Origin of the sequence: Escherichia sp. S10b, assembly GCF_028421345.1 — a bacterium.
Classification (GTDB): domain Bacteria; phylum Pseudomonadota; class Gammaproteobacteria; order Enterobacterales; family Enterobacteriaceae; genus ECMA0423.
This window is the reverse complement of the sequence record NZ_JAHZSO010000097.1, coordinates 92,510-114,272: the sequence shown is the minus strand read 5'-3', so window position 1 is coordinate 114,272 and position 21,763 is coordinate 92,510. Positions and strand designations below refer to the sequence as shown.

The following is a 21,763-nucleotide window of genomic DNA, read 5'->3' as shown; positions in this document are numbered from 1 at the left end:
GCGTGAACGCCTTATCCGGCCTACATTTCGCCCGTAGGCAGTCATTAAATAGTTCTGATTACGCGGCTGGCAATGTATCAGTCGCGATTCACCTGCACTCGCAATGAGGTTCATCTTATGTCGACTCGTACCCCTTCATCATCTTCATCCCGCCTGATGCTGACCATCGGGCTTTGTTTTTTGGTCGCTCTGATGGAAGGGCTGGATCTTCAGGCGGCTGGCATTGCGGCGGGTGGCATCGCCCAGGCTTTCGCACTCGATAAAATGCAAATGGGCTGGATATTTAGCGCCGGAATACTCGGTTTGCTACCCGGCGCGTTGGTTGGCGGGATGCTGGCAGACCGTTATGGTCGTAAGCGTATTTTGATTGGCTCAGTTGCGCTGTTTGGTTTGTTCTCACTGGCAACGGCGATTGCCTGGGATTTCCCCTCACTGGTCTTTGCGCGGCTGATGACCGGTGTCGGGCTGGGGGCGGCGTTGCCGAATCTTATCGCCCTGACGTCTGAAGCCGCGGGTCCACGTTTTCGTGGGACGGCAGTGAGCCTGATGTATTGCGGTGTTCCCATTGGCGCGGCGCTGGCGGCGACACTGGGTTTCGCGGGGGCAAACTTAGCATGGCAAACGGTGTTTTGGGTAGGTGGTGTGGTGCCGTTGATTCTGGTGCCGCTATTAATGCGCTGGCTGCCGGAGTCAGCGGTTTTCGCTGGCGAAAAACAGGCTGCGCCACCACTGCGTGCCTTATTTGCGCCAGAAACGGCAACCGCGACGCTGCTGCTGTGGTTGTGTTATTTCTTCACTCTGCTGGTGGTTTATATGTTGATCAACTGGCTACCGCTACTTTTGGTGGAGCAAGGATTCCAGCCATCGCAGGCGGCAGGGGTGATGTTTGCCCTGCAAATGGGGGCGGCAAGCGGGACGTTAATGTTGGGCGCATTGATGGATAAGCTGCGTCCAGTAACCATGTCGCTACTGATTTATAGCGGCATGTTAGCTTCGCTGCTGGCGCTTGGAACGGTGTCGTCATTTAACGGTATGTTGCTGGCGGGATTTGTCGCGGGGTTGTTTGCGACAGGTGGACAAAGCGTTTTGTATGCCCTGGCACCGTTGTTTTACAGTTCGCAGATCCGCGCAACAGGTGTGGGAACAGCCGTGGCGGTAGGGCGTCTGGGGGCTATGAGCGGTCCGTTACTGGCCGGGAAAATGCTGGCATTAGGCACTGGCACGGTCGGCGTAATGGCCGCTTCTGCACCGGGTATTCTTGTTGCTGGGTTGGCGGTGTTTATTTTGATGAGTCGGAGATCAAGAATGCAGCCGTGTGCCGATGCCTGACGCGCCTTATTAAGCAGGGGCGAAAGGGACTTGCCCCCAATACACCCACGGCGTTTACAGGTATACTCGCTAAAAATTATTCAGCGGGTTTGGAAACAAAGATGGCAAAACTTACCTTACAAGAGCAGTTGCTCAAAGCAGGATTAGTCACCAGCAAAAAAGCGGCGAAGGTCGAGAGAACGGCGAAAAAATCGCGCGTTCAGGCGCGTGAAGCTCGGGCGGCGGTAGAAGAAAATAAAAAGGCACAGCTTGAGCGTGATAAACAGCTTAGCGAACAGCAAAAACAAGCGGCGTTGGCGAAAGAATATAAAGCTCAGGTGAAGCAGCTCATTGAAATGAACCGAATCACCATTGCCAATGGCGATATTGGTTTTAACTTCACTGACGGCAATCTGATTAAGAAGATTTTTGTCGATAAGCTCACACAAGCGCAGTTGATTAATGGTCGTCTGGCGATTGCTCGCTTGTTGGTCGATAACAATAGCGAAGGTGAATACGCCATTATTCCCGCCAGCGTTGCCGATAAAATAGCTCAGCGTGATGCCAGCAGTATAGTGTTGCACAGCGCGCTCAGTGCCGAAGAGCAGGATGAAGACGATCCGTATGCCGACTTCAAAGTGCCTGATGATTTGATGTGGTAAACATAGATAAGTCGTGCGCAGATGCCTGATGCGACGCTATGCGCGTCTTATCATGCCTACGGCCTGCGGGCGAAATGTAGGCGGATAAGGCGTTCACGCCGCATCCGGCAGTCGTGCACTATTATCAACGCATATTCAGTTTATTGGCGTGGTAGGCAATATGCTCGCCAATAAAACTGGAGACAAAATAATAGCTGTGGTCGTAACCCTCGTGATAACGGATTAACGTCTTGATATTCATCTCCTGGCAGATCTTTTCAAGATTTGGAGTCCGCAGCTGTTCCGCGTAAAAATCATCACTCAACCCCTGATCAACCATGATTTCCGCAACGCGTTGACCTTGTGAAATAAGACTCACCGGATCGTAATCCAACCAGGCATCTTTATTTTCACCAAGATATGCGGCAAAGGCTTGCTGTCCCCACGGTACTTGCGATGGGGAGACAATGGGCGAAAACGCCGAGACGCTGACATATTCATCTGGGTTACGTAACGCCAGCACCAGCGCGCCCAGCCCGCCCATAGAATGACCAGAGATAGACTTTCTGGTCGTTGCCGGAAAATGTTGCATCACTAAATCCGGCAGCTCGTTGCGGATATAGTCATACATTTTGTAATGTTCATTCCACGGCGCTTGCGTTGCGTTCAGGTAAAACCCGGCACCTTGCCCGAGATCGTAACGGTCGGCATCTGCGACATGACTGCCTCGCGGACTGGTGTCCGGCGCAACAACAATAATGTTGTGCTCAGCCGCGTAACGCTGCATCCCCGATTTAGTAATGAAATTCTGCTCGTTGCAGGTCAGGCCCGAAAGCCAGTACAGCACCGGCAATTTTTCATTCGCGGCTTTTGGTGGGAGATAGACGCCGACATTCATTTCACATTTCAGTGATTGGGAATAATGCCGATACACATTTTGCCAGCCGCCAAAGCTGGCATGTTTTTCAATGAGTTCCATCAGTCATTATCTCACGGTTAATCCCCCGGACGGCTGCCCGGGGAGAGTATTAAGAACCCCGTCTGAAGTGGACGGGGTATACCTGCGGGAAATCAGTAACGAATTACGGTTCGAATGGATTTGCCTTCATGCATCAGGTCGAAGGCGTCATTAATTTCATCAAGGCTCATGGTATGCGTGACAAACGGTTCCAGATCGATATCACCTTTCATCGCATCTTCAACCATACCCGGTAACTGGGAACGACCTTTCACGCCGCCAAACGCGGAACCTTTCCATACGCGACCAGTGACCAACTGGAATGGACGGGTGGAGATTTCCTGACCAGAACCTGCCACCCCGATGATCACCGACTGACCCCAGCCGCGGTGCGCACTTTCCAGCGCCGCACGCATCACGTTGACGTTACCGATGCATTCAAAGGTATGGTCGATACCCCATTTGTTGATATCCAGCAGGACATCTTTAATCGGTTTGTCGTAGTCATTCGGGTTAATGCAGTCGGTAGCACCGAAGCGACGCGCCAGATCGAATTTCTTCGGGTTGGTATCGATAGCGATAATCCGTCCCGCTTTCGCCTGACGTGCGCCCTGAACCACTGCCAGACCAATCGCGCCAAGACCAAACACGGCAACAGAATCACCTGGCTGGACTTTAGCTGTGTTGTGCACCGCGCCAATACCGGTGGTCACGCCACAGCCCAGCAGACAGACGTGTTCATGGTTTGCTTCTGGATTAATTTTGGCCAGAGACACTTCCGCGACCACGGTGTATTCACTGAATGTAGAGCACCCCATGTAGTGATAAAGCGGCTGCCCGTTGTAAGAAAAACGGGTGGTGCCGTCTGGCATCAAGCCTTTACCCTGGGTTTCGCGAACCGCAACACAGAGGTTAGTTTTGCCAGAACGACAGAACTCACACTCGCCGCACTCCGCGGTGTAAAGCGGGATCACATGGTCGCCAGGTTTGACGCTGGTTACGCCTTCACCGACTTCAACCACAACGCCGGCCCCTTCGTGACCGAGAACCACCGGGAATACACCTTCCGGGTCATCCCCGGAGAGGGTAAATGCGTCGGTATGGCAAACGCCGGTATGGGTGACTTTAATCAGCACTTCACCTTTTTTCGGTGGTGCAACGTCAATTTCAACGATTTCCAGCGGTTTACCGGGAGCAAATGCAACGGCAGCACGTGATTTCATCTCTCGCTCTTCCTCAATATGGTAATAGATTCAGCTATTTAAGATAGGCTCGAACCAGTTCAATAGTGTCGTCAACGGATTGGCTGACTTCGCGGCTGTAGCAGTCATTTCGGTCAAACGTTTCCCGGATATGGCTTTCAAGCACTTCTGCCATCAGCCCGTTAGCCGCGCCCCGAACGGCAGCGATCTGTTGGAGTATGGCACGGCATTCGGCATCACCCTCCAGCGACCGTTCCAGAGCATCAATCTGCCCTCGAATACGACGAACTCGAGTAAGGACCTTTTTCTTCTCTTCCGGAGTACTGGGCATTTCGCACCTCATCATCTGCACGCAATATACTATAGGGGGGTATGCTATATGTCAATGCATACCCCCCTATAGTATATAACACTGGAGAATAAAATTTATCCGGTGAATGTGGTCGGAAAACAAAGAGGAAAGGGGGGGCTAATCGGCAGGGAAGGCCGCCCCGGATAGCGGGCGGCAGAAGGAATCAGAATTTCCAGGTCAGATGGGCTGCAAGTTGCAGACCGTTATAATCATCGGTTGGGGTGTCGTACCACACTTTACCTGCCGTCAGCCCGAGATTAAGTTGCTCAGTCAGCGGTTGAATACGTTGCAAACTGACGCTCTTCATGCTGCCGTAGCGTGTTTCTGGCGTCCAGTCATAGGTGTAAGCGCCTGTTCCGCGGCTTAGCCATAGTTGCGTATAACCAGTGCCGCGCGGGTCATTCAGACGCACGGAAATCATATTGCTATAACTACCACCTGCATCGCTGGAGTCATAATGGGTATAGCGGTAGCTGGTGATCACCGGGCCAGTATAGAGTGATACGCCGCCTTGCCAGGCATCGACTTCGACATCATCGTAATATTTAGTGTAGCGATAACCGGTCGTGAAAAGCGTTTTTGGCAACAGGGCCAGGTTAATATCCTGACGAAAATCCTGGCGGGCAAAGACCGGCGTATTATCCGCAAAGGCAATACCCGTTCGGGTTGTCAGCCAGTTATTCCATTTATACCAGACCGCACCCTGACCGCGAGTGGCATTGAAATTTTCAGTTTCATAATCACGACGCCCCTGGGAAAGATTAAAAAGCAGCGTTGCGTTTTCAACTTTCGCCACCAGTTCAGCATACGCTAAATTACGGTTGCCATGATCGCCAGAATAATCGGTAAAATCGTAGCCCGCGGTAATGGAAGTTAACCCGGCATAAGCGGGCAATGCGCTAAAAATGGCCGCCGCTAATAACGTCCGTTTTATCATTTTAATCTCCTGTACGGATAAGTTCTTGTCGGAGTGAATAAGTTCCGGCAGGTAAATTACGTTCTACAATCACGCGCGGGCCAAGTTGCGTGTTCGGGGAAATAATTCGCCCAGGCAAAATTATAACTTGTACGCCAAGGCGTGAACGCTGCCCGATATAACAACCTAATTTATCGCATCCGGTAGCGATAATTCCCTCTGGAGTTCGAACAGACACAGGCTGTTCATCCAGACGATGATTACTGGTACGTACTTGTGCGCCCAAATATGCCTGGTTTGCAACTACCGAGTCGGCAATAAAACATTGCGGACCAATCGTTGCTTCCGCTTCAATAACCGCATTTTTAATTTCGGTGGCAAAACCAATTTTTACACCATTGCTGATTATTGTGCCAGGACGAATAAACGCATAATTACCTATCAGGCAGTTTGCGCCAATCACTACCGGACCCTGAATAACGGCACCATGACAAATACGGGTATTCGCGCCGATAACAACTTCACCTGCAGTTTCATCAATAATTACCTGGTCTGCAATCTGAATATTTTTCTCTTTAACATTAAGCTTCAGATAGTTTTTCAGTTCCTGTGACAGAAGGTTGGGAATAAGCGGTTGACGCTTCCACCAGTGCGGAATAGCGGGTGGGTTTGTCGCGCTGAGGTTCGCGTCCAGTAAAAAAGGCAATAAGTCCATAAATAATCCAGATGGCATAAGCTAATAATACATACACAACGGAAAGCGGCGCTAAAGGCACCAACAACCAGCAACGATGAAACCAGGCGCTAAAAGCACCAATAACACAAACTACGCCGATCCAGATAAGCGGAAACATTGCCAACACCACACCATGCGGCCCGGTGGTGATGAATTCATTAAACCAGGTAGTGAGATAAATCCCAACGCCATAAATCACAACCAACAGCATAGGAAATATACTGAAGATACCGAAGCGGCTAAATAAAAGTCTTTTATGCAGGCGCATACAGACCGCGTATCCCACAATCCAACGCCGCCAGCGACGCCACTCCTCACGCGGACTGTTGCATTCCTGTGGGTATACGATGCAGCGATTCGCCTGCCGAATACGGTAGCCGTTTGCCACTAATGTCCAGGTGAGATCAAGGTCTTCGACTTTAGTACGATCCGAGAAACCGAACTTACGCAATACATCAGTACGGAACATCCCGCAGGCACCGCTGATAATAAACGGTGCGCCGCCCAGGAGCTGCTGTAGCGTGCGCTTCATAACAATCATCGGCAACTTTACGGTCGCGCGGATGTGCGGTAACAGCCCCGCGCCTTTCAACGCAGTAGAGGGAATGCCGCCTACGGCATCAGCACCGCGCTCAATTTCTGCCAGCATATAGCCCATTCCGTCTTGATCGGGCGGAACATAGGTGTCGGCATCACTTAAAAAAACCTGGTCGCAGGTGGCATAATTGAGGCCATTCATCAGCGCACCACCTTTACCGGTATTTTTTTGCGTGACGGCAACAAAGCGGTCGCCCCATTTGCGTTTGACTTCCGCCATGACCGCTTCGGTATTGTCCGTGGAGCCGTCGTTAACGCAAATTACCCGGCAAAAATAAGGGTTACGCAGTAGATTATCCAGTGACTGCGCCAGACACGGGCCTTCGTTATACGCAGGTATAATGGCGTCAATACAGCCTTTCTTTTGACTGGGTTTACGTCTTAGCGTACTTAAAAACCATAGCAACATTGCTATGGACATACAGATAAATATCCAGGTTTTCATGCAATTTGCTCAAAGAATCATTTTATGAATTACAAAGCCTTCACCCAGATCGCTATTGACCTGTTGCCCGCGAAATTGTGCAACTGCACGCAGGCGATCATGACGCATATAATCACGTCGTTCCTGGCTTTTATGTTTTTTTAATGCAGCAAGTTTGACTGTGAAATATTCTTCTTTAACGGATTCAAAAACCTGAGGCATAAATGAAAGCCAGGTACTTGGGGTTTCGTAGCCGAGAATTTGTGGAATAGTGCGGCAGGCAACCATTGAAGCTTGATAAACAGCGAGATGATCCTGATGGCGGTCGGCATCATGCATGGTATATACCCGCATGATTTCAACATCAGAAGGAATTTGATTTTTAATGATGTCTTCCAGGGCGGAAATCATATCATTGAGCTGTAAATGAGCGCGGGTGTCAGCAAAATTAAGATGAATAGTTTGGTGGCACCCTAATATCTTTAGGGCGTTGCGCGATTCTTCATGGCGATCGATTATTCCATCTGTACCAGAGTTGCCGGTAGTCATCACCACTGCTGCGATATAAATTCCTTTTTGCGCAAGACGAGCAAGCGATGCGCCACAGCCTAATTCTATATCGTCAGGATGTGCGCCAATAGCAAGGATACCCTTTCTTTTATTTGCCGAAGAAAGGAGGGCTGAATCTAAAACCTTATCCACTTAATGACACTCCATTTTATTTATTATACTACAAGCACAACGATGCACTCAGAGACGTAATCTCTGGCGCAGCCAGATGTTAATTTATAAATGTTAAATGTTGCTAATAACTGAAAAGCAAGGGCTTTCAGACCCGGAGGTTCGACTGGGTAATGTTTTTATGCAATTCATATGTTAAGTGTTTGTATGTTTGGTATGTATAGTTATTTTGTTTTATACATTGTATTTAGATGTGATTTAGTTTGTCAATTAATTGCATTTAAAAAATATGTTCTGTGAACAAGTATTGTTTATATACATTATGTGAATGTAATATGCGAGTGATTGAGAATGATACAGTGATATATACAATGCGAATATAATAGTTTTATTATATGTATTGATATTGATAGAAATAATGAAGTCATAAATCTCGTAATGTGGTTGTTTATGCATCACTAAAATGAAGTGTAGTAATTTTCCCAATTGTTAGAACGGAGTAATTGCATATTTAATCTTTCCTTAGCCGTTTTTTTGCTAAGAATAAAATCATCTGTGCGATAACGACTAATTCTTTTAATGAATGTTTTTATTCCTGAATACTGCTCCCATAACAAGACAGGGGAGCAGACAATCATGGCAATTTCATCGCGTAACACACTTCTTGCCGCACTGGCATTCATCGCTTTTCAGGCACAGGCGGTGAACGTCACCGTGGCGTATCAAACCTCAGCCGAACCGGCGAAAGTGGCTCAGGCCGACAACACCTTTGCTAAAGAAAGCGGAGCAACCGTGGACTGGCGTAAGTTTGACAGCGGAGCCAGCATCGTGCGGGCGCTGGCTTCTGGCGATGTGCAAATCGGCAACCTCGGTTCCAGCCCGTTAGCGGTTGCAGCCAGCCAACAGGTGCCGATTGAAGTTTTCTTGCTGGCGTCAAAACTGGGTAACTCCGAAGCGCTGGTGGTAAAGAAAACTATCAGCAAACCGGAAGATCTGATTGGCAAACGCATAGCCGTACCGTTTATCTCCACCACCCACTACAGCCTGCTGGCGGCGCTGAAACACTGGGGGATTAAACCCGGGCAAGTGGAGATTGTGAACCTGCAGCCGCCCGCGATTATCGCCGCATGGCAGCGGGGTGATATTGATGGTGCTTATGTCTGGGCACCGGCGGTTAACGCCCTGGAAAAAGACGGCAAGGTGTTGACCGATTCTGAACAGGTCGGGCAGTGGGGTGCGCCAACGCTGGACGTCTGGGTGGTGCGCAAAGATTTTGCCGAGAAACATCCTGAGGTCGTGAAAGCGTTCGCTAAAAGCGCCATCGATGCTCAGCAACCGTACATTGCTAACCCAGACGCGTGGCTGAAACAGCCGGAAAACATCAGCAAACTGGCGCGTTTAAGCGGCGTGCCGGAAGGTGACGTTCCGGGGCTGGTGAAGGGGAATACCTATCTGACGCCGCAGCAACAAACGGTAGAACTGACCGGACCGGTGAACAAAGCGATCATCGACACCGCGCAGTTTTTGAAAGAGCAGGGCAAGGTCCCGGCTGTAGCGAATGATTACAGCCAGTACGTTACCTCGCGCTTCGTGCAATAAAAGGAGGCGCAGATGCTGCAAATCTCTCATCTTTACGCCGATTATGGCGGCAAACCGGTACTGGAAGATATCAACCTGACGCTGGAAAGCGGCGAGCTACTGGTGGTGCTGGGGCCGTCCGGCTGCGGTAAAACCACCCTGCTGAATCTGATTGCCGGTTTTGTGCCTTATCAGCATGGCAGCATTCAACTGGCGGGTAAGCGTATTGAGGGACCGGGAGCAGAGCGCGGGGTGGTTTTTCAGAATGAAGGGCTACTACCGTGGCGCAATGTACAGGACAACGTGGCGTTCGGCCTGCAATTGGCAGGTATAGAGAAAATGCAGCGACTGGAAATCGCGCACCAGATGCTGAAAAAAGTGGGGCTGGAAGGCGCAGAAAAACGCTATATCTGGCAGCTTTCCGGTGGTCAACGTCAGCGGGTGGGGATTGCCCGCGCGCTGGCGGCGAATCCCCAGCTGTTATTACTCGACGAACCGTTTGGTGCGCTGGACGCCTTCACCCGCGACCAGATGCAAACTCTGCTGCTGAAACTCTGGCAGGAGACGGGCAAGCAGGTGCTGTTGATTACCCACGATATAGAAGAAGCGGTGTTTATGGCGACTGAACTGGTTCTGCTTTCATCCGGCCCTGGCCGTGTGCTGGAGCGGCTGCCGCTCAACTTTGCTCGCCGCTTTGTTGCGGGAGAGTCGAGCCGCAGCATCAAGTCCGATCCACAATTCATCGCCATGCGCGAATATGTTTTAAGCCGCGTATTTGAGCAACGGGAGGCGTTCTCATGAGTGTGCTCATTAATGAAAAACTGCATTCGCGGCGGCTGAAATGGCGCTGGCCGCTCTCGCGTCAGGTGACCTTAAGCATTGGCACGTTAGCGGTTTTACTCACTGTATGGTGGACGGTGGCGGCGCTGCAACTGATTAGCCCGCTGTTTTTGCCGCCGCCGCAACAAGTACTGGCAAAACTGCTCACCATTGCCGGACCGCAGGGATTTATGGACGCCACGCTGTGGCAGCATCTGGCAGCCAGCCTGACGCGCATTGTGCTGGCGCTACTCGCGGCGGTGGTGATCGGTATTCCGGTCGGGATCGCCATGGGGCTAAGCCCGACGGTGCGCGGCATTCTGGATCCGGTAATCGAACTTTATCGTCCCGTGCCGCCGCTGGCTTATTTGCCGCTGATGGTGATCTGGTTTGGTATTGGTGAAACCTCGAAGATCTTACTGATCTATTTAGCGATTTTTGCACCGGTGGCGATGTCGGCGCTGGCGGGGGTGAAAAGCGCGCAGCAGGTTCGCATTCGTGCCGCCCAGTCGCTGGGTGCCAGCCGTGCGCAGGTGCTGTGGTTTGTCATTTTGCCCGGCGCGCTGCCGGAAATCCTCACCGGATTACGCATTGGTCTGGGTGTGGGCTGGTCTACGCTGGTAGCGGCGGAGCTGATTGCCGCGACGCGCGGTTTAGGATTTATGGTTCAGTCAGCGGGTGAATTTCTCGCGACTGACGTGGTGCTGGCGGGAATCGCGGTGATTGCGATTATCGCCTTTCTTTTAGAACTGGGTTTGCGCGCGTTACAGCGCCGTCTGACGCCCTGGCATGGAGAAGTACAATGAGTGAACGTCTGAGCATTACCCCGCTGGGGCCGTATATCGGCGCACAAATTTCGGGTGCCGACCTGACGCGCCCGTTAAGCGATAATCAGTTTGAACAGCTTTACCATGCGGTGCTGCGCCATCAGGTGGTGTTTCTGCGCGATCAAACTATTACGCCGCAGCAGCAACGCGCGCTGGCCCAGCGTTTTGGCGAACTGCATATTCACCCTGTTTACCCTCATGCCGAAGGGGTTGACGAGATCATCGTGCTGGATACCCATAACGATAATCCGCCGGATAACGACAACTGGCATACCGATGTGACATTTATTGAAACGCCACCCGCAGGGGCGATTCTGGCAGCTAAAGAGTTACCTTCGACCGGCGGTGATACGCTCTGGACCAGCGGTATTGCGGCCTATGAGGCGCTCTCTGTTCCCTTCCGCCAGCTGCTGAGCGGGCTGCGTGCGGAGCATGATTTCCGTAAATCGTTCCCGGAATACAAATACCGCAAAACCGAGGAGGAACATCAACGCTGGCGCGAGGCGGTCGCGAAAAATCCTCCGTTGCTACATCCGGTGGTGCGAACGCATCCGGTGAGCGGTAAACAGGCGCTGTTTGTGAATGAAGGCTTTACTACGCGAATTGTCGATGTCAGCGAGAAAGAGAGCGAAGCCTTGTTAGGCTTTTTATTCGCCCATATCACTAAACCGGAGTTTCAGGTGCGTTGGCGCTGGCAACCGAATGATATTGCGATTTGGGATAACCGCGTGACTCAGCACTATGCCAATGCCGATTACCTGCCACAGCGGCGGATTATGCATCGGGCGACGATCCTTGGGGATAAACCGTTTTATCGGGCGGGGTGATACGAGTGCGGACGGTTCCCTCGCCCCCTTGGGGAGAGGGTTAGGGTGAGGGGGCGTTCACCGTACTTTCAACAGGTTAACTCCCCCTTTCTGAGAGGAAAAAAATTAACGCAGAATCTTCTTCTCAGCCAAATCCAGCGCAAAGTAGCTGAAAATCAGATCCGCACCCGCACGCTTAATTGAACCTAAGCTTTCGAGCACGACTTTCTCTTCATCTATAGCACCCGCCAGCGCGGCGAACTTAATCATCGCGTACTCACCGCTCACCTGATACGCGCCAATCGGCAATTCAGTACGTTCACGCAGCTCACGCACGATGTCGAGGTACGCTCCAGCAGGTTTAACCATCAGGCAGTCTGCGCCCTGGGCTTCATCCAGCAGTGACTCACGAATCGCCTCGCGACGGTTCATTGGGTTCATCTGATAGCTTTTGCGGTCGCCTTTTAATGCGCTTCCGGCAGCTTCACGGAACGGGCCATAAAAGGAAGAGGCGAACTTGGTCGAATACGACATAATCGCCGTATCTTTAAAGCCTGCAGCGTCCAGCGCCTGACGAATCGCCTGTACCTGGCCGTCCATCGCGGCGGAAGGGGCGATGAAGTCTGCGCCTGCAGCAGCTGCAACCACGGCTTGCTTGCCTAAATTTTCCAGAGTCGCGTCGTTGTCGACGCCATGCTCGCACAGCACACCGCAGTGACCGTGAGAAGTGTATTCACAGAAACAAGTGTCTGACATGACGATCATTTCTGGCACAGTCTGCTTGCAGATGCGCGACATACGCGCCACCAGTCCATCTTCCCGCCAGGCGTCGCTGCCGGTTTCATCGGTATGGTGAGAGATGCCAAAAGTCATTACGGAACGGATACCGGCGTTGGCGATGCGTTCAATTTCGCGTGCCAGATGTTTCTCTGGAATGCGCATCACGCCTGGCATGGCTTCAACGGCTTTGTAGTCGTCAATTTCTTCTTCAACAAAGATCGGCAACACCAGGTCGTTAAGGCTAAGTGTTGTCTCTTCAAACATAGCGCGCAGCGCAGGAGATTTGCGCAGGCGACGAGGGCGTTGGATTAAGTCTGTCATGGTCTGCCTGATGTTTGTGGAATTAAGGTGCACAGTATACCTGAAGCGGGGCAGGAGTGTTTTACGAAAGTTGTCGTGATGTTGACAAGAAGAGAATGAAAGAGAGACCAGGACATCTTTGTAATAGAAATAGCAATAATTTCATATTCACTGAAAATATTTTTAATCTTTATTTATAGCTCTTGGTTATTATTTTTTGGCGTTTGGTTGTGCTGCTATAAATTGAATAATTCAAACTTTGTTGTATATTGATAAGATATTTATCTGGTTTGTGTTTTTGATATTTATAACGCGTATGTATCAAAAATAACATTATCTGCAACATGTTGAAATATCGCCCTTTTATCAATTTGATGCGTGTTTTTCTCCATAGGTTATATATGTCCACATTCGGACTTAGGGGAAAGAATAATTGAACCATTCGTCTGTAACGCAGCATAATCATTAGCGCGAAACATAATATGTTTTCTATGCATTGATAATTGATGGATCAACTTATTACGTCCCTGAGGAGGGATGACAAATGCACTCCTGGAAAAAGAAACTTGTAGTATCACAATTAGCATTGGCTTGCACTCTGGCTATCACCTCTCAGGCTAATGCAACTACTTATAATACATTCGGGTATCACGATGACGCAGTCACTCTATTCAATTGGGGCGACAATACTAAAACTGATCACGACTATTTGACGTATGGTGGCTATGTATACGACCATGCGGCTGATGGTTATTTTGATACTGTATTTAGTGGCGATACCGTTAATGGTGTAATTTCTACTTATTATCTGAATCACGACTATGGAACAGATACCGCTAATACTCTGAATATTACGAACTCAAATATTCACGGTATGATTACTTCCGATCAGATCGGATACGGTGATTAAGTCTGGACCAACGGTAGCGATTATACTGGTCATGATTGGGTAGATGGCGATATTTTCACTCTGAACATCGCGAACTCAACAATTGACGATGATTTTGATGCATTCTACTTCAATGATACTTATCTGGATGCAGACGGTAAAACGTCTAAAACAGATTATGATCGTCTGGTAACAGCTGCTCTTGGCACCGCTGTAACTCTGGATGTTGAAAGTAACATCAATATCAGCAACAACTCCCATGTTGCAGGTATTACTCTGGTTCAAAACGATTTAGGTAATGCGACTTACAATACTGAAGGTCATCAGTGGGACAACAATATCGTTGTTAATAATTCCACTGTAACTTCAGGTTCGCTCTCAGAAGACGAACAATCAGATCGTGGTCATTTTGGCAACTCTGTTGAGCCAAGCGACTATGGTAATGGTGCATCAGGTGCTGATGATGTTGCATTAGCCTTCATAGATGATGACACTTCTGATTATCGTATGGTCAACAACGTTACATTCAACAATTCTCAGTTGCTTGGCGACGTTGTATTTGACAGTACCTGGAACGCTAACTTTGACGCGACGGGTCACCTGATTGACAACTCTACCACTGCTTACACTCATGGCGGTTGGGCTACTGACGATCAGAACGTCGATCACCTGAACCTGACTCTGAACAACACCAAATGGGTTGGTTCAGCGAATATTGATTATGACGTTGTTGTTGCTGACGAAGCCTTCTACGACGTTGCGCCAAACAGCCTGAACCCGTACGCTTCTTACTCTGAAGATGGCTGGAATCGTGTTGATAACGCTAACGCATTCCAGAGTGGCGTATTCGATGTTGTTCTGAACAATGGTTCTGATTGGGAAACCACGAAAGATTCTCTGATCGATACCCTGGCTATCAACAGCGGTTCTCAGGTTAACGTGAGTGCAGATTCTTCCCTGACTTCCGACACCATCACTCTGAACGGTAGTTCTTCAATGGAAGTTAACGGTGAAGTTAACACTGATCACCTGATCATTGATACCTTCTCTACTGTTAACTTCGGTGAAGATACTGCTTCAGCTTGGACATCTGCACCGCTGTACGCCAACACCATTACCGTTACTAACGGTGGTGTGCTGGATGTAAACACCAACATGAATGACATCTCCAGCGTATTTGCAACTGATACTCTGGAACTGACCAGTGGCAACGTTAAAGATAACAACGGTAATGTTTACGCAGGTGTGTTTGACATTCATAGTAATGACTACATCCTGAATGCAGATCTCGTCAACGATCGTACCAACGACACCAGCAAAGCTAACTATGGTTATGGTGTTATTGCGATGAACTCTGATGGTCACTTGACCGTTAATGGTAACAACGACATTAATAATGGCGACGAAGTTGACAACAGCTCTGTTGACAACGTTGTAGCTGCAACCGGTAACTACAAAGTTCGTATCGACAACTCCACTGGTGCTGGCGCGATTGCTGATTACGCAGGTAAGCAGCTCATCTATATCGATGATACCAAAACCAACGCGACCTTCTCTGCTGCTAACAAAGCTGACCTGGGTGCATACACCTATCAGGCTGAACAGCGCGGTAACACCGTTGTTCTGCAACAGATGGAGCTGACCGACTACGCTAACATGGCGCTGAGCATCCCGTCTGCGAACACCAATATCTGGAACCTGGAACAAGACACCGTTGGTACTCGTCTGACCAACTCTCGTCATGGCCTGGCTGATAACGGCGGCGCATGGGTAAGCTACTTCGGTGGTAACTTCAACGGCGACAACGGCACCATCAACTATGATCAGGATGTTAACGGCATCATGGTCGGTGTTGATACCAAAATTGACGGTAACAACGCTAAGTGGATCGTCGGTGCGGCTGCAGGCTTCGCTAAAGGTGACATGAATGACCGTTCTGGTCAGGTGGATCAAGACAGCCAGACTGCCTACATCTACTCTTCTGCTCACTTCGCGAACAACGTCTTTGTTGATGGTAGCTTGAGTTACTCTCACTTCAACAACGACCTGTCTGCAACCATGAGCAACGGTACTTACGTTGACGGTAGCACCAACTCCGACGCTTGGGGCTTCGGTTTGAAAGCCGGTTACGACTTCAAACTGGGTGATGCTGGTTACGTGACTCCTTACGGCAGCATTTCTGGTCTGTTCCAGTCTGGTGATGACTACCAGCTGAGCAACGACATGAAAGTTGACGGTCAGTCTTACGACAGCATGCGTTATGAACTGGGTGTAGATGCAGGTTATACCTTCACCTACAGCGAAGACCAGGCTCTGACTCCGTACTTCAAACTGGCTTACGTCTACGACGACTCTAACAACGATAACGATGTGAACGGTGATTCCATCGATAACGGTACTGAAGGGTCTGCGGTACGTGTTGGTCTGGGTACTCAGTTCAGCTTCACCAAGAACTTCAGCGCCTATACCGATGCTAACTACCTCGGTGGTGGTGACGTAGATCAAGACTGGTCCGCGAACGTGGGTGTTAAATATACCTGGTAATATTCTTCACTCCGAAGAAATTCTGGTAATTTAATCTAAATAATGCCCGTCAAGGATTTGACGGGCATTACTGCAAAGGACGCGCAAATGTTATCTGTAGTTAAACCTCTTCAGGAATTTGGTAAGCTCGATAAATGTTTGTCCAGATACGGTACGCGCTTCGAGTTTAATAATGAAAAGCAAGTTATATTTTCCAGTGATGTCAATAGCGAAGATACTTTCGTTATTTTAGAGGGCGTTATCTCTCTGCGTAGAGAAGAAAACGTACTTATCGGTATTACCCAGGCTCCTTATATTATGGGGCTGGCTGATGGTTTAATGAAAAACGATATACCATACAAATTAATATCAGAAGGAAATTGTACGGGATATCATCTACCAGCCAAACAAACCATTACGCTTATTGAACAAAATCAACTCTGGCGAGACGCTTTTTACTGGTTAGCCTGGCAAAATAGAATTCTGGAATTACGCGACGTGCAGCTCATTGGGCATAATTCCTACGAACAAATCCGCGCAACATTATTATCAATGATTGACTGGAATGAAGAATTGCGCTCACGTATTGGTGTGATGAATTATATCCATCAACGTACACGCATATCGCGTTCTGTCGTCGCAGAAGTTCTCGCTGCTTTGCGTAAAGGCGGCTATATCGAAATGAATAAAGGCAAACTGGTCGCTATCAACCGTTTGCCTTCAGAGTATTAATCAGGATGCGGGGATAACCAACGGTTTATTCCCGCTTAGCTCGGTCACCAGATCATTGATGCCATCGCTCATATTTTTAAAGCGCGTCAACGGCGAACGAGTGACCACCACAAACGCGCCAATATTCTTCTGCGGGATCATCGCCATATAGGTAATGAAACCGCCACCACCTCCTGTCTTCTGAATAATCCCCGGACGACCCTCTTTCGGGGCCATATATACCCAGCCTAAACCAAGCGCATCCGCTTTGCCGGGGACATCCATGCCAATCACTTTCGTAAACTGCGCGCGCTGATAAATCAACGTCTGCATGCGATCTGCCTGGTTACTGCGCTGATAAAAATCAGATGACAAATACTGCTGCATCCAGCGCATCATATCGCCAGGCGTGGAATAGACGCCGCCGCTGCCAATTGCCGCCAGCGTGTTATTGCACGGACTGGCACCGCGCTCAGCAACCATTAAACGGCGGCACTGATCCGGTGAGGGGGTGTAGGTGGTGTCTTTCATCCCCAATGGACGGGTAATCTGCTCTTCAAACAACTGGGTATAAGGCTTGCCGGACGCATTCGCCAGTGCATCTGCCAGCAGGTCGAACGCAAGGTTAGAGTACGCCGCCTGACTGCCTGGCGCGGCTTTCAGCTTCGCCGTAGAAAGGTATTTCCAGCGTTGCTCGCGCGTTGGCCAGACAAACACCGGACGATGTGCCGCGCCACCGGGCTGTTCACGGGGCAGGGCGCTGGTATGGGTTGCCAGATTCACTAGGGTAATGGGCGTCCCATTGTAGGTTGGCACGCGTGCGCCTGGCGGAGCATATTTACTTAGCGGATCGTTTAACTTCACGGTCCCCTGGTCGAGCAATTTCACCAGCATTTCACTGGTCATTAGCTTGGTGAGGGAAGCAATACGCACGACCGAATCCAGCTGCGGGCGAACGTTATTACCAGGTCGCGTTTCGCCATAACTGCGAAAGACGCGCTGGTTACCGTCGATAACAACCAGCGCCATCCCCGTGGCACCGCTGCCGTAAAAAATATGATCGGCATAACGATCGACAATATCAGAGGCAAACTCCGGTTCAGTGATCGGCTGCGCCGCATGGACGGAGGTCAATGACGCCGCACACAGCACGGCAGAAAAAAGCAGACTACGTTTCAACGGTGGTGTCCATAGATTGAATGAAGGTAACTGAGCGTATTTATACTACTCATTGATGGATTGCAAAGGGCGAATTAGTGCAATAATAGTGTTAAAAACGTAACGGCGCGTAAACACGATCTTTTTCCTGCTCACCAATGCCTGCATTTGTGATCCTGCGCGTGTTAATCCGCTTATGTAAACAATCTTTGGTTTGTGAAATCCGTCGAAACAATTCTTATGGTCAGGCTGGCGAACTAAGCGCCTTGCTATGGGTCACAATGGGCGGTTTCATTTGGCTGACGCTTTGTAGCGGTCATGCGGTTAATACACAGCAGTTGTTAAAACGATAAGAAGTTAGCAGGAGTGCATATGTTTAAGTCTTTTTTCCCAAAGCCGGGAGCGTTTTTTCTCTCGGCCTTTGTTTGGGCATTGATTGCCGTTATCTTCTGGCAAGCCGGTGGGGGTGACTGGGTGGCGCGTATCACCGGCGCTTCCGGGCAGATCCCGATTAGCGCCGCGCGTTTCTGGTCGTTGGATTTCCTGATTTTTTACGCTTACTACATTGTTTGCGTAGGACTTTTTGCATTTTTCTGGTTTATCTACAGCCCGCACCGTTGGCAATACTGGTCAATACTCGGTACTGCACTGATCATCTTCGTCACCTGGTTTTTGGTGGAAGTCGGGGTCGCCGTCAACGCCTGGTATGCACCGTTCTATGATCTGATTCAAACCGCGCTAAGTTCGCCGCATAAAGTCACTATCGAACAATTTTACCGCGAAGTGGGCGTCTTTCTGGGGATTGCGCTGATCGCGGTGGTGATCAGTGTACTGAACAACTTCTTTGTCAGTCACTATGTGTTCCGCTGGCGTACGGCGATGAACGAATATTACATGGCGAACTGGCAACAACTGCGTCATATCGAAGGTGCCGCACAGCGTGTGCAGGAAGACACCATGCGTTTTGCTTCAACGCTGGAGAATATGGGCGTCAGTTTTATCAACGCCATCATGACGTTGATCGCCTTTCTGCCGGTGCTGGTAACGCTCTCCGCGCATGTGCCGGAGCTGCCGATTATCGGGCACATTCCGTATGGTCTGGTGATTGCCGCTATCGTCTGGTCGCTGATGGGGACCGGATTGCTGGCAGTGGTAGGGATCAAACTGCCGGGGCTGGAGTTTAAAAACCAGCGAGTAGAGGCCGCCTACCGTAAAGAGCTGGTTTATGGTGAAGACGATGCCACGCGCGCGACGCCGCCTACGGTACGCGAGCTGTTTAGCGCCGTACGGAAAAACTATTTTCGCCTCTATTTTCACTATATGTATTTCAACATCGCCCGCATTCTCTATTTGCAGGTCGATAACGTTTTCGGTTTGTTCTTGCTGTTTCCGTCAATTGTTGCCGGTACGATTACGCTCGGCCTGATGACGCAGATTACCAACGTTTTTGGTCAGGTTCGCGGTGCTTTCCAGTACCTGATTAACTCATGGACCACACTGGTTGAGTTGATGTCTATCTACAAACGTCTGCGCAGCTTTGAACATGAGCTGGATGGTGACAAAATTCAGGAAGTAACCCATACCTTGAGCTAAAAAGGAGAAGTAATGTCGCGCGTCAATCATCTATCTTCGCTGTCATTGTTGGCGGTTCTGGTTTTAGCGGGGTGTAGTAGTCAGGCTCCGCAACCGTTGAAAAAGGGCGAAAAAGCGATAGATGTAGCGAGCGTCGTGCGGCAGAAGATGCCTGCGAGCGTGAAAGACCGCGATGCCTGGGCGAAAGATCTCGCCACCACCTTTGAAAGTCAGGGGCTGGCACCGACGCTGGAAAACGTCTGCTCGGTGCTGGCGGTGGCGCAGCAGGAGTCAAATTATCAGGCAGATCCGGCCGTTCCGGGCTTAAGCAAGATCGCCTGGCAAGAGATTGACCGTCGTGCTGAACGGATGCACATTCCTGCTTTTCTGGTTCATACCGCGCTAAAAATCAAATCGCCAAACGGCAAAAGTTATAGCGAACGGTTAGATTCGGTGCGTACAGAAAAGCAATTGAGCGCGATTTTTGACGATCTGATCAGCATGGTACCAATGGGGCAGACGCTGTTTGGTTCGCTTAATCCTGTGCGCACCGGTGGGCCGATGCAGGTCAGCATTGCTTTTGCCGAACAGCATACCAAAGGGTATCCGTGGAAAATGGACGGTACAGTTCGTCAGGAAGTCTTCAGTCGCCGCGGCGGGTTGTGGTTTGGTACTTACCATTTACTGAATTATCCCGCCAGCTATAGCGCACCGATATACCGCTTTGCTGATTTTAACGCTGGCTGGTACGCCAGCCGTAATGCCGCGTTTCAGAACGCAGTCAGTAAGGCCAGCAGCGTGAAGCTGGCACTGGACGGTGATTTAATTCGTTACGACAGTAAAGAACCCGGGAAAACCGAACTGGCAACGCGCAAACTGGCGGCAAAACTGGGGATGAGCGACAGCGAAATTCGCCGTCAGTTAGAGAAAGGTGACAGCTTCTCTTTTGAGGAGACGGCGCTGTACAAGAAAGTTTATCAACTTGCCGAAGCGAAAACGGGTAAATCACTACCCCGCGAAATGTTGCCTGGCATTCAACTGGAAAGCCCGAAAATCACCCGCAACCTGACTACGGCCTGGTTTGCGAAGCGCGTAGACGAACGGCGGGCGCGTTGTATGAAACAGTGATCAAACAGGAATGTCATGCCAGATAAGGCGTTTTAGGCCGTATCTGGCAACGTAAATCTTACTGGCGGCGATGTCGCCAGTGCAGCCATAGCGCCACCACTGCAAAAATGAGGCAGCCTACTAAAAACGGGATCAGCCCGAAAATGGTGCCGACACCTAAACCAATTTCCACCCGTGGGCGACCTGTTTCCTGGACCTGCATTAAACGCTCATAGACGCCGGGCGCATGCACTAACAGGTTCAGCAATTGCGCCCCAGCCCAAAAGCAAAACAGCACAAACAACGCATAGGCAATGTTGCCAGGCGTTGAAGAGGCATTGCGATATTTTCCGCTAAACAGCGATTTTGACAGGGTGAAATCAGCCATAAAAACCTCCGGAAGTCATCTGCTTCTCTTCTGGTGTGATACCAGCGGCTTATGGCAAGTCTGACAGGTCATTTAGATTGTCAATATCAGAATCATGGTAAATTGATGTTGGGAATATTCCCGAAGCGTGAATCTTCGTTGTGAGTCACAAAATGGCAACCTTAAGTTAAATTTATTAACAATTACAAAAATGTTGTCTACACCACAGACGGTTGTTACAGAATATGCAAGGATGTTGTTTTTCGTTAACGGAGCTGCCATGAATCTGCCTGTAAAAATCCGCCGTGACTGGCACTACTATGCGTTCGCCATTGGCCTTATATTCATTCTTAATGGCGTGGTGGGGCTACTGGGATTTGAAGCAAAAGGTTGGCAGACCTATGCCGTCGGTCTGGTGACGTGGGTGATTAGTTTCTGGCTGGCGGGGTTGATTATTCGTCGTCGCGATGAAGAAACTGAAAACGCCCAATAAGAATATTATCGGGCGTTA

Annotated in this window: 20 protein-coding genes and 2 pseudogenes; 12 read left to right on the top strand and 10 right to left on the bottom strand. The window is 49.9% G+C overall.

All coding sequences use genetic code 11. The annotated features are described in order from the left end of the window. Positions 1 to 117 precede the first annotated feature (117 nt). Together mhpT and FTE26_RS07780 are read left to right on the top strand one after the other, a co-directional pair. The gene (gene mhpT, locus FTE26_RS07785) at positions 118 to 1,329 is read left to right on the top strand and encodes a 3-(3-hydroxy-phenyl)propionate transporter MhpT (RefSeq protein WP_000107624.1); all 1,212 of its coding nucleotides are present in this window, start codon (positions 118 to 120) and stop codon (positions 1,327 to 1,329) included. A gap of 101 nt (positions 1,330 to 1,430) precedes the next feature. After that, complete coding sequence (locus FTE26_RS07780; RefSeq protein WP_001096705.1) at positions 1,431 to 1,970, top strand: DUF2058 domain-containing protein; 540 nt, start codon at positions 1,431 to 1,433, stop codon at positions 1,968 to 1,970. A 124-nt stretch (positions 1,971 to 2,094) separates the two neighbouring features. On the opposite strand, the gene fghA is transcribed toward FTE26_RS07780, so the two are convergent. The 6 genes from fghA to FTE26_RS07750 all read right to left on the bottom strand — a co-directional run bounded on the left by fghA (position 2,095) and on the right by FTE26_RS07750 (position 7,155). Then, the gene (gene fghA / locus FTE26_RS07775; RefSeq protein WP_000419049.1) at positions 2,095 to 2,928 is read right to left on the bottom strand and encodes an S-formylglutathione hydrolase; all 834 of its coding nucleotides are present in this window, start codon (positions 2,926 to 2,928) and stop codon (positions 2,095 to 2,097) included. Between the two features lie 92 nt (positions 2,929 to 3,020). Continuing rightward, positions 3,021 to 4,130 (bottom strand): S-(hydroxymethyl)glutathione dehydrogenase, encoded by a 1,110-nt coding sequence (frmA, locus tag FTE26_RS07770; RefSeq protein WP_000842102.1) that lies wholly within the window; start codon positions 4,128 to 4,130, stop codon positions 3,021 to 3,023. Between the two features lie 34 nt (positions 4,131 to 4,164). Further along, positions 4,165 to 4,440 carry a formaldehyde-responsive transcriptional repressor FrmR gene (frmR, locus tag FTE26_RS07765; RefSeq protein WP_001141271.1) on the bottom strand — a complete coding sequence of 92 codons (276 nt, stop codon included), beginning with the start codon at positions 4,438 to 4,440 and terminating at the stop codon, positions 4,165 to 4,167. A 184-nt stretch (positions 4,441 to 4,624) separates the two neighbouring features. After that, on the bottom strand, positions 4,625 to 5,398 hold the full coding sequence (locus FTE26_RS07760) for a YaiO family outer membrane beta-barrel protein (RefSeq protein WP_000596094.1): 774 nt from the start codon (positions 5,396 to 5,398) through the stop codon (positions 4,625 to 4,627). Position 5,399: 1 nt separating this feature from the next. Then, positions 5,400 to 5,981, bottom strand: coding sequence for an acetyltransferase (locus FTE26_RS07755; protein ID WP_024194469.1), 582 nt, complete (start codon positions 5,979 to 5,981; stop codon positions 5,400 to 5,402). Next, positions 5,959 to 7,155, bottom strand: coding sequence for a glycosyltransferase (locus tag FTE26_RS07750; RefSeq protein WP_000860438.1), 1,197 nt, complete (start codon positions 7,153 to 7,155; stop codon positions 5,959 to 5,961). Before FTE26_RS07750 ends, FTE26_RS07755 begins: the two co-directional genes overlap by 23 nt. A 24-nt stretch (positions 7,156 to 7,179) precedes the next feature. Between FTE26_RS07750 and FTE26_RS20205 the strand changes: the two genes are divergently transcribed. Then, positions 7,180 to 7,299 carry a hypothetical protein gene (locus FTE26_RS20205; protein ID WP_122995270.1) on the top strand — a complete coding sequence of 40 codons (120 nt, stop codon included), beginning with the start codon at positions 7,180 to 7,182 and terminating at the stop codon, positions 7,297 to 7,299. A gap of 126 nt (positions 7,300 to 7,425) precedes the next feature. On the opposite strand, the pseudogene FTE26_RS20200 reads toward FTE26_RS20205, so the two are convergent. After that, positions 7,426 to 7,836 (bottom strand): annotated as a pseudogene (locus tag FTE26_RS20200) (PIG-L deacetylase family protein); the annotation flags it as partial. A 615-nt stretch (positions 7,837 to 8,451) separates the two neighbouring features. On the opposite strand from FTE26_RS20200, the gene tauA reads away from it, so the two are divergent. From tauA to tauD, 4 genes are read left to right on the top strand one after another with little or no spacing between them, the layout of a single operon-like run. Continuing rightward, positions 8,452 to 9,414 (top strand): taurine ABC transporter substrate-binding protein, encoded by a 963-nt coding sequence (tauA, locus tag FTE26_RS07740; RefSeq protein ID WP_001297135.1) that lies wholly within the window; start codon positions 8,452 to 8,454, stop codon positions 9,412 to 9,414. 12 nt (positions 9,415 to 9,426) lie between these two features. After that, a complete protein-coding gene (tauB, locus tag FTE26_RS07735) occupies positions 9,427 to 10,194 on the top strand; it encodes a taurine ABC transporter ATP-binding subunit (protein ID WP_000939395.1) in 768 nt (255 codons plus the stop codon). Next, a complete protein-coding gene (gene tauC, locus FTE26_RS07730) occupies positions 10,191 to 11,018 on the top strand; it encodes a taurine ABC transporter permease TauC (protein ID WP_000114607.1) in 828 nt (275 codons plus the stop codon). The genes tauB and tauC overlap by 4 nt, the downstream gene beginning before the upstream one ends. Continuing rightward, positions 11,015 to 11,866 carry a taurine dioxygenase gene (tauD, locus tag FTE26_RS07725; RefSeq protein ID WP_000004049.1) on the top strand — a complete coding sequence of 284 codons (852 nt, stop codon included), beginning with the start codon at positions 11,015 to 11,017 and terminating at the stop codon, positions 11,864 to 11,866. Before tauC ends, tauD begins: the two co-directional genes overlap by 4 nt. 105 nt (positions 11,867 to 11,971) lie before the next feature. Here tauD and hemB read toward each other — a convergent pair whose 3' ends face one another. Then, entirely contained in the window at positions 11,972 to 12,946 is a 975-nt protein-coding gene (hemB, locus tag FTE26_RS07720) for a porphobilinogen synthase (RefSeq protein ID WP_001295337.1), read from the bottom strand. A 523-nt stretch (positions 12,947 to 13,469) separates the two neighbouring features. On the opposite strand from hemB, the pseudogene FTE26_RS07715 reads away from it, so the two are divergent. Continuing rightward, positions 13,470 to 16,358, top strand: a pseudogene (locus FTE26_RS07715) (autotransporter outer membrane beta-barrel domain-containing protein). A gap of 87 nt (positions 16,359 to 16,445) precedes the next feature. Then, a complete protein-coding gene (gene iprA / locus FTE26_RS07710) occupies positions 16,446 to 17,069 on the top strand; it encodes a hydrogen peroxide resistance inhibitor IprA (RefSeq protein ID WP_001295817.1) in 624 nt (207 codons plus the stop codon). Here the strand turns inward: iprA and ampH are convergent, their stop codons facing one another. Continuing rightward, a complete protein-coding gene (ampH, locus tag FTE26_RS07705) occupies positions 17,070 to 18,227 on the bottom strand; it encodes a D-alanyl-D-alanine-carboxypeptidase/endopeptidase AmpH (protein WP_000830741.1) in 1,158 nt (385 codons plus the stop codon). 351 nt (positions 18,228 to 18,578) lie between these two features. On the opposite strand from ampH, the gene sbmA reads away from it, so the two are divergent. Next, positions 18,579 to 19,799 (top strand): peptide antibiotic transporter SbmA, encoded by a 1,221-nt coding sequence (gene sbmA / locus FTE26_RS07700; RefSeq protein WP_001297134.1) that lies wholly within the window; start codon positions 18,579 to 18,581, stop codon positions 19,797 to 19,799. Between the two features lie 12 nt (positions 19,800 to 19,811). Next, the gene (yaiW, locus tag FTE26_RS07695; protein WP_000092045.1) at positions 19,812 to 20,906 is read left to right on the top strand and encodes a surface-exposed outer membrane lipoprotein YaiW; all 1,095 of its coding nucleotides are present in this window, start codon (positions 19,812 to 19,814) and stop codon (positions 20,904 to 20,906) included. 58 nt (positions 20,907 to 20,964) lie between these two features. Here yaiW and FTE26_RS07690 read toward each other — a convergent pair whose 3' ends face one another. Then, positions 20,965 to 21,273, bottom strand: coding sequence for a YaiY family protein (locus FTE26_RS07690; RefSeq protein WP_000763151.1), 309 nt, complete (start codon positions 21,271 to 21,273; stop codon positions 20,965 to 20,967). A 259-nt stretch (positions 21,274 to 21,532) separates the two neighbouring features. Between FTE26_RS07690 and FTE26_RS07685 the strand changes: the two genes are divergently transcribed. Further along, entirely contained in the window at positions 21,533 to 21,745 is a 213-nt protein-coding gene (locus tag FTE26_RS07685) for a DUF2754 domain-containing protein (protein ID WP_001295334.1), read from the top strand. Positions 21,746 to 21,763: the final 18 nt, after the last annotated feature.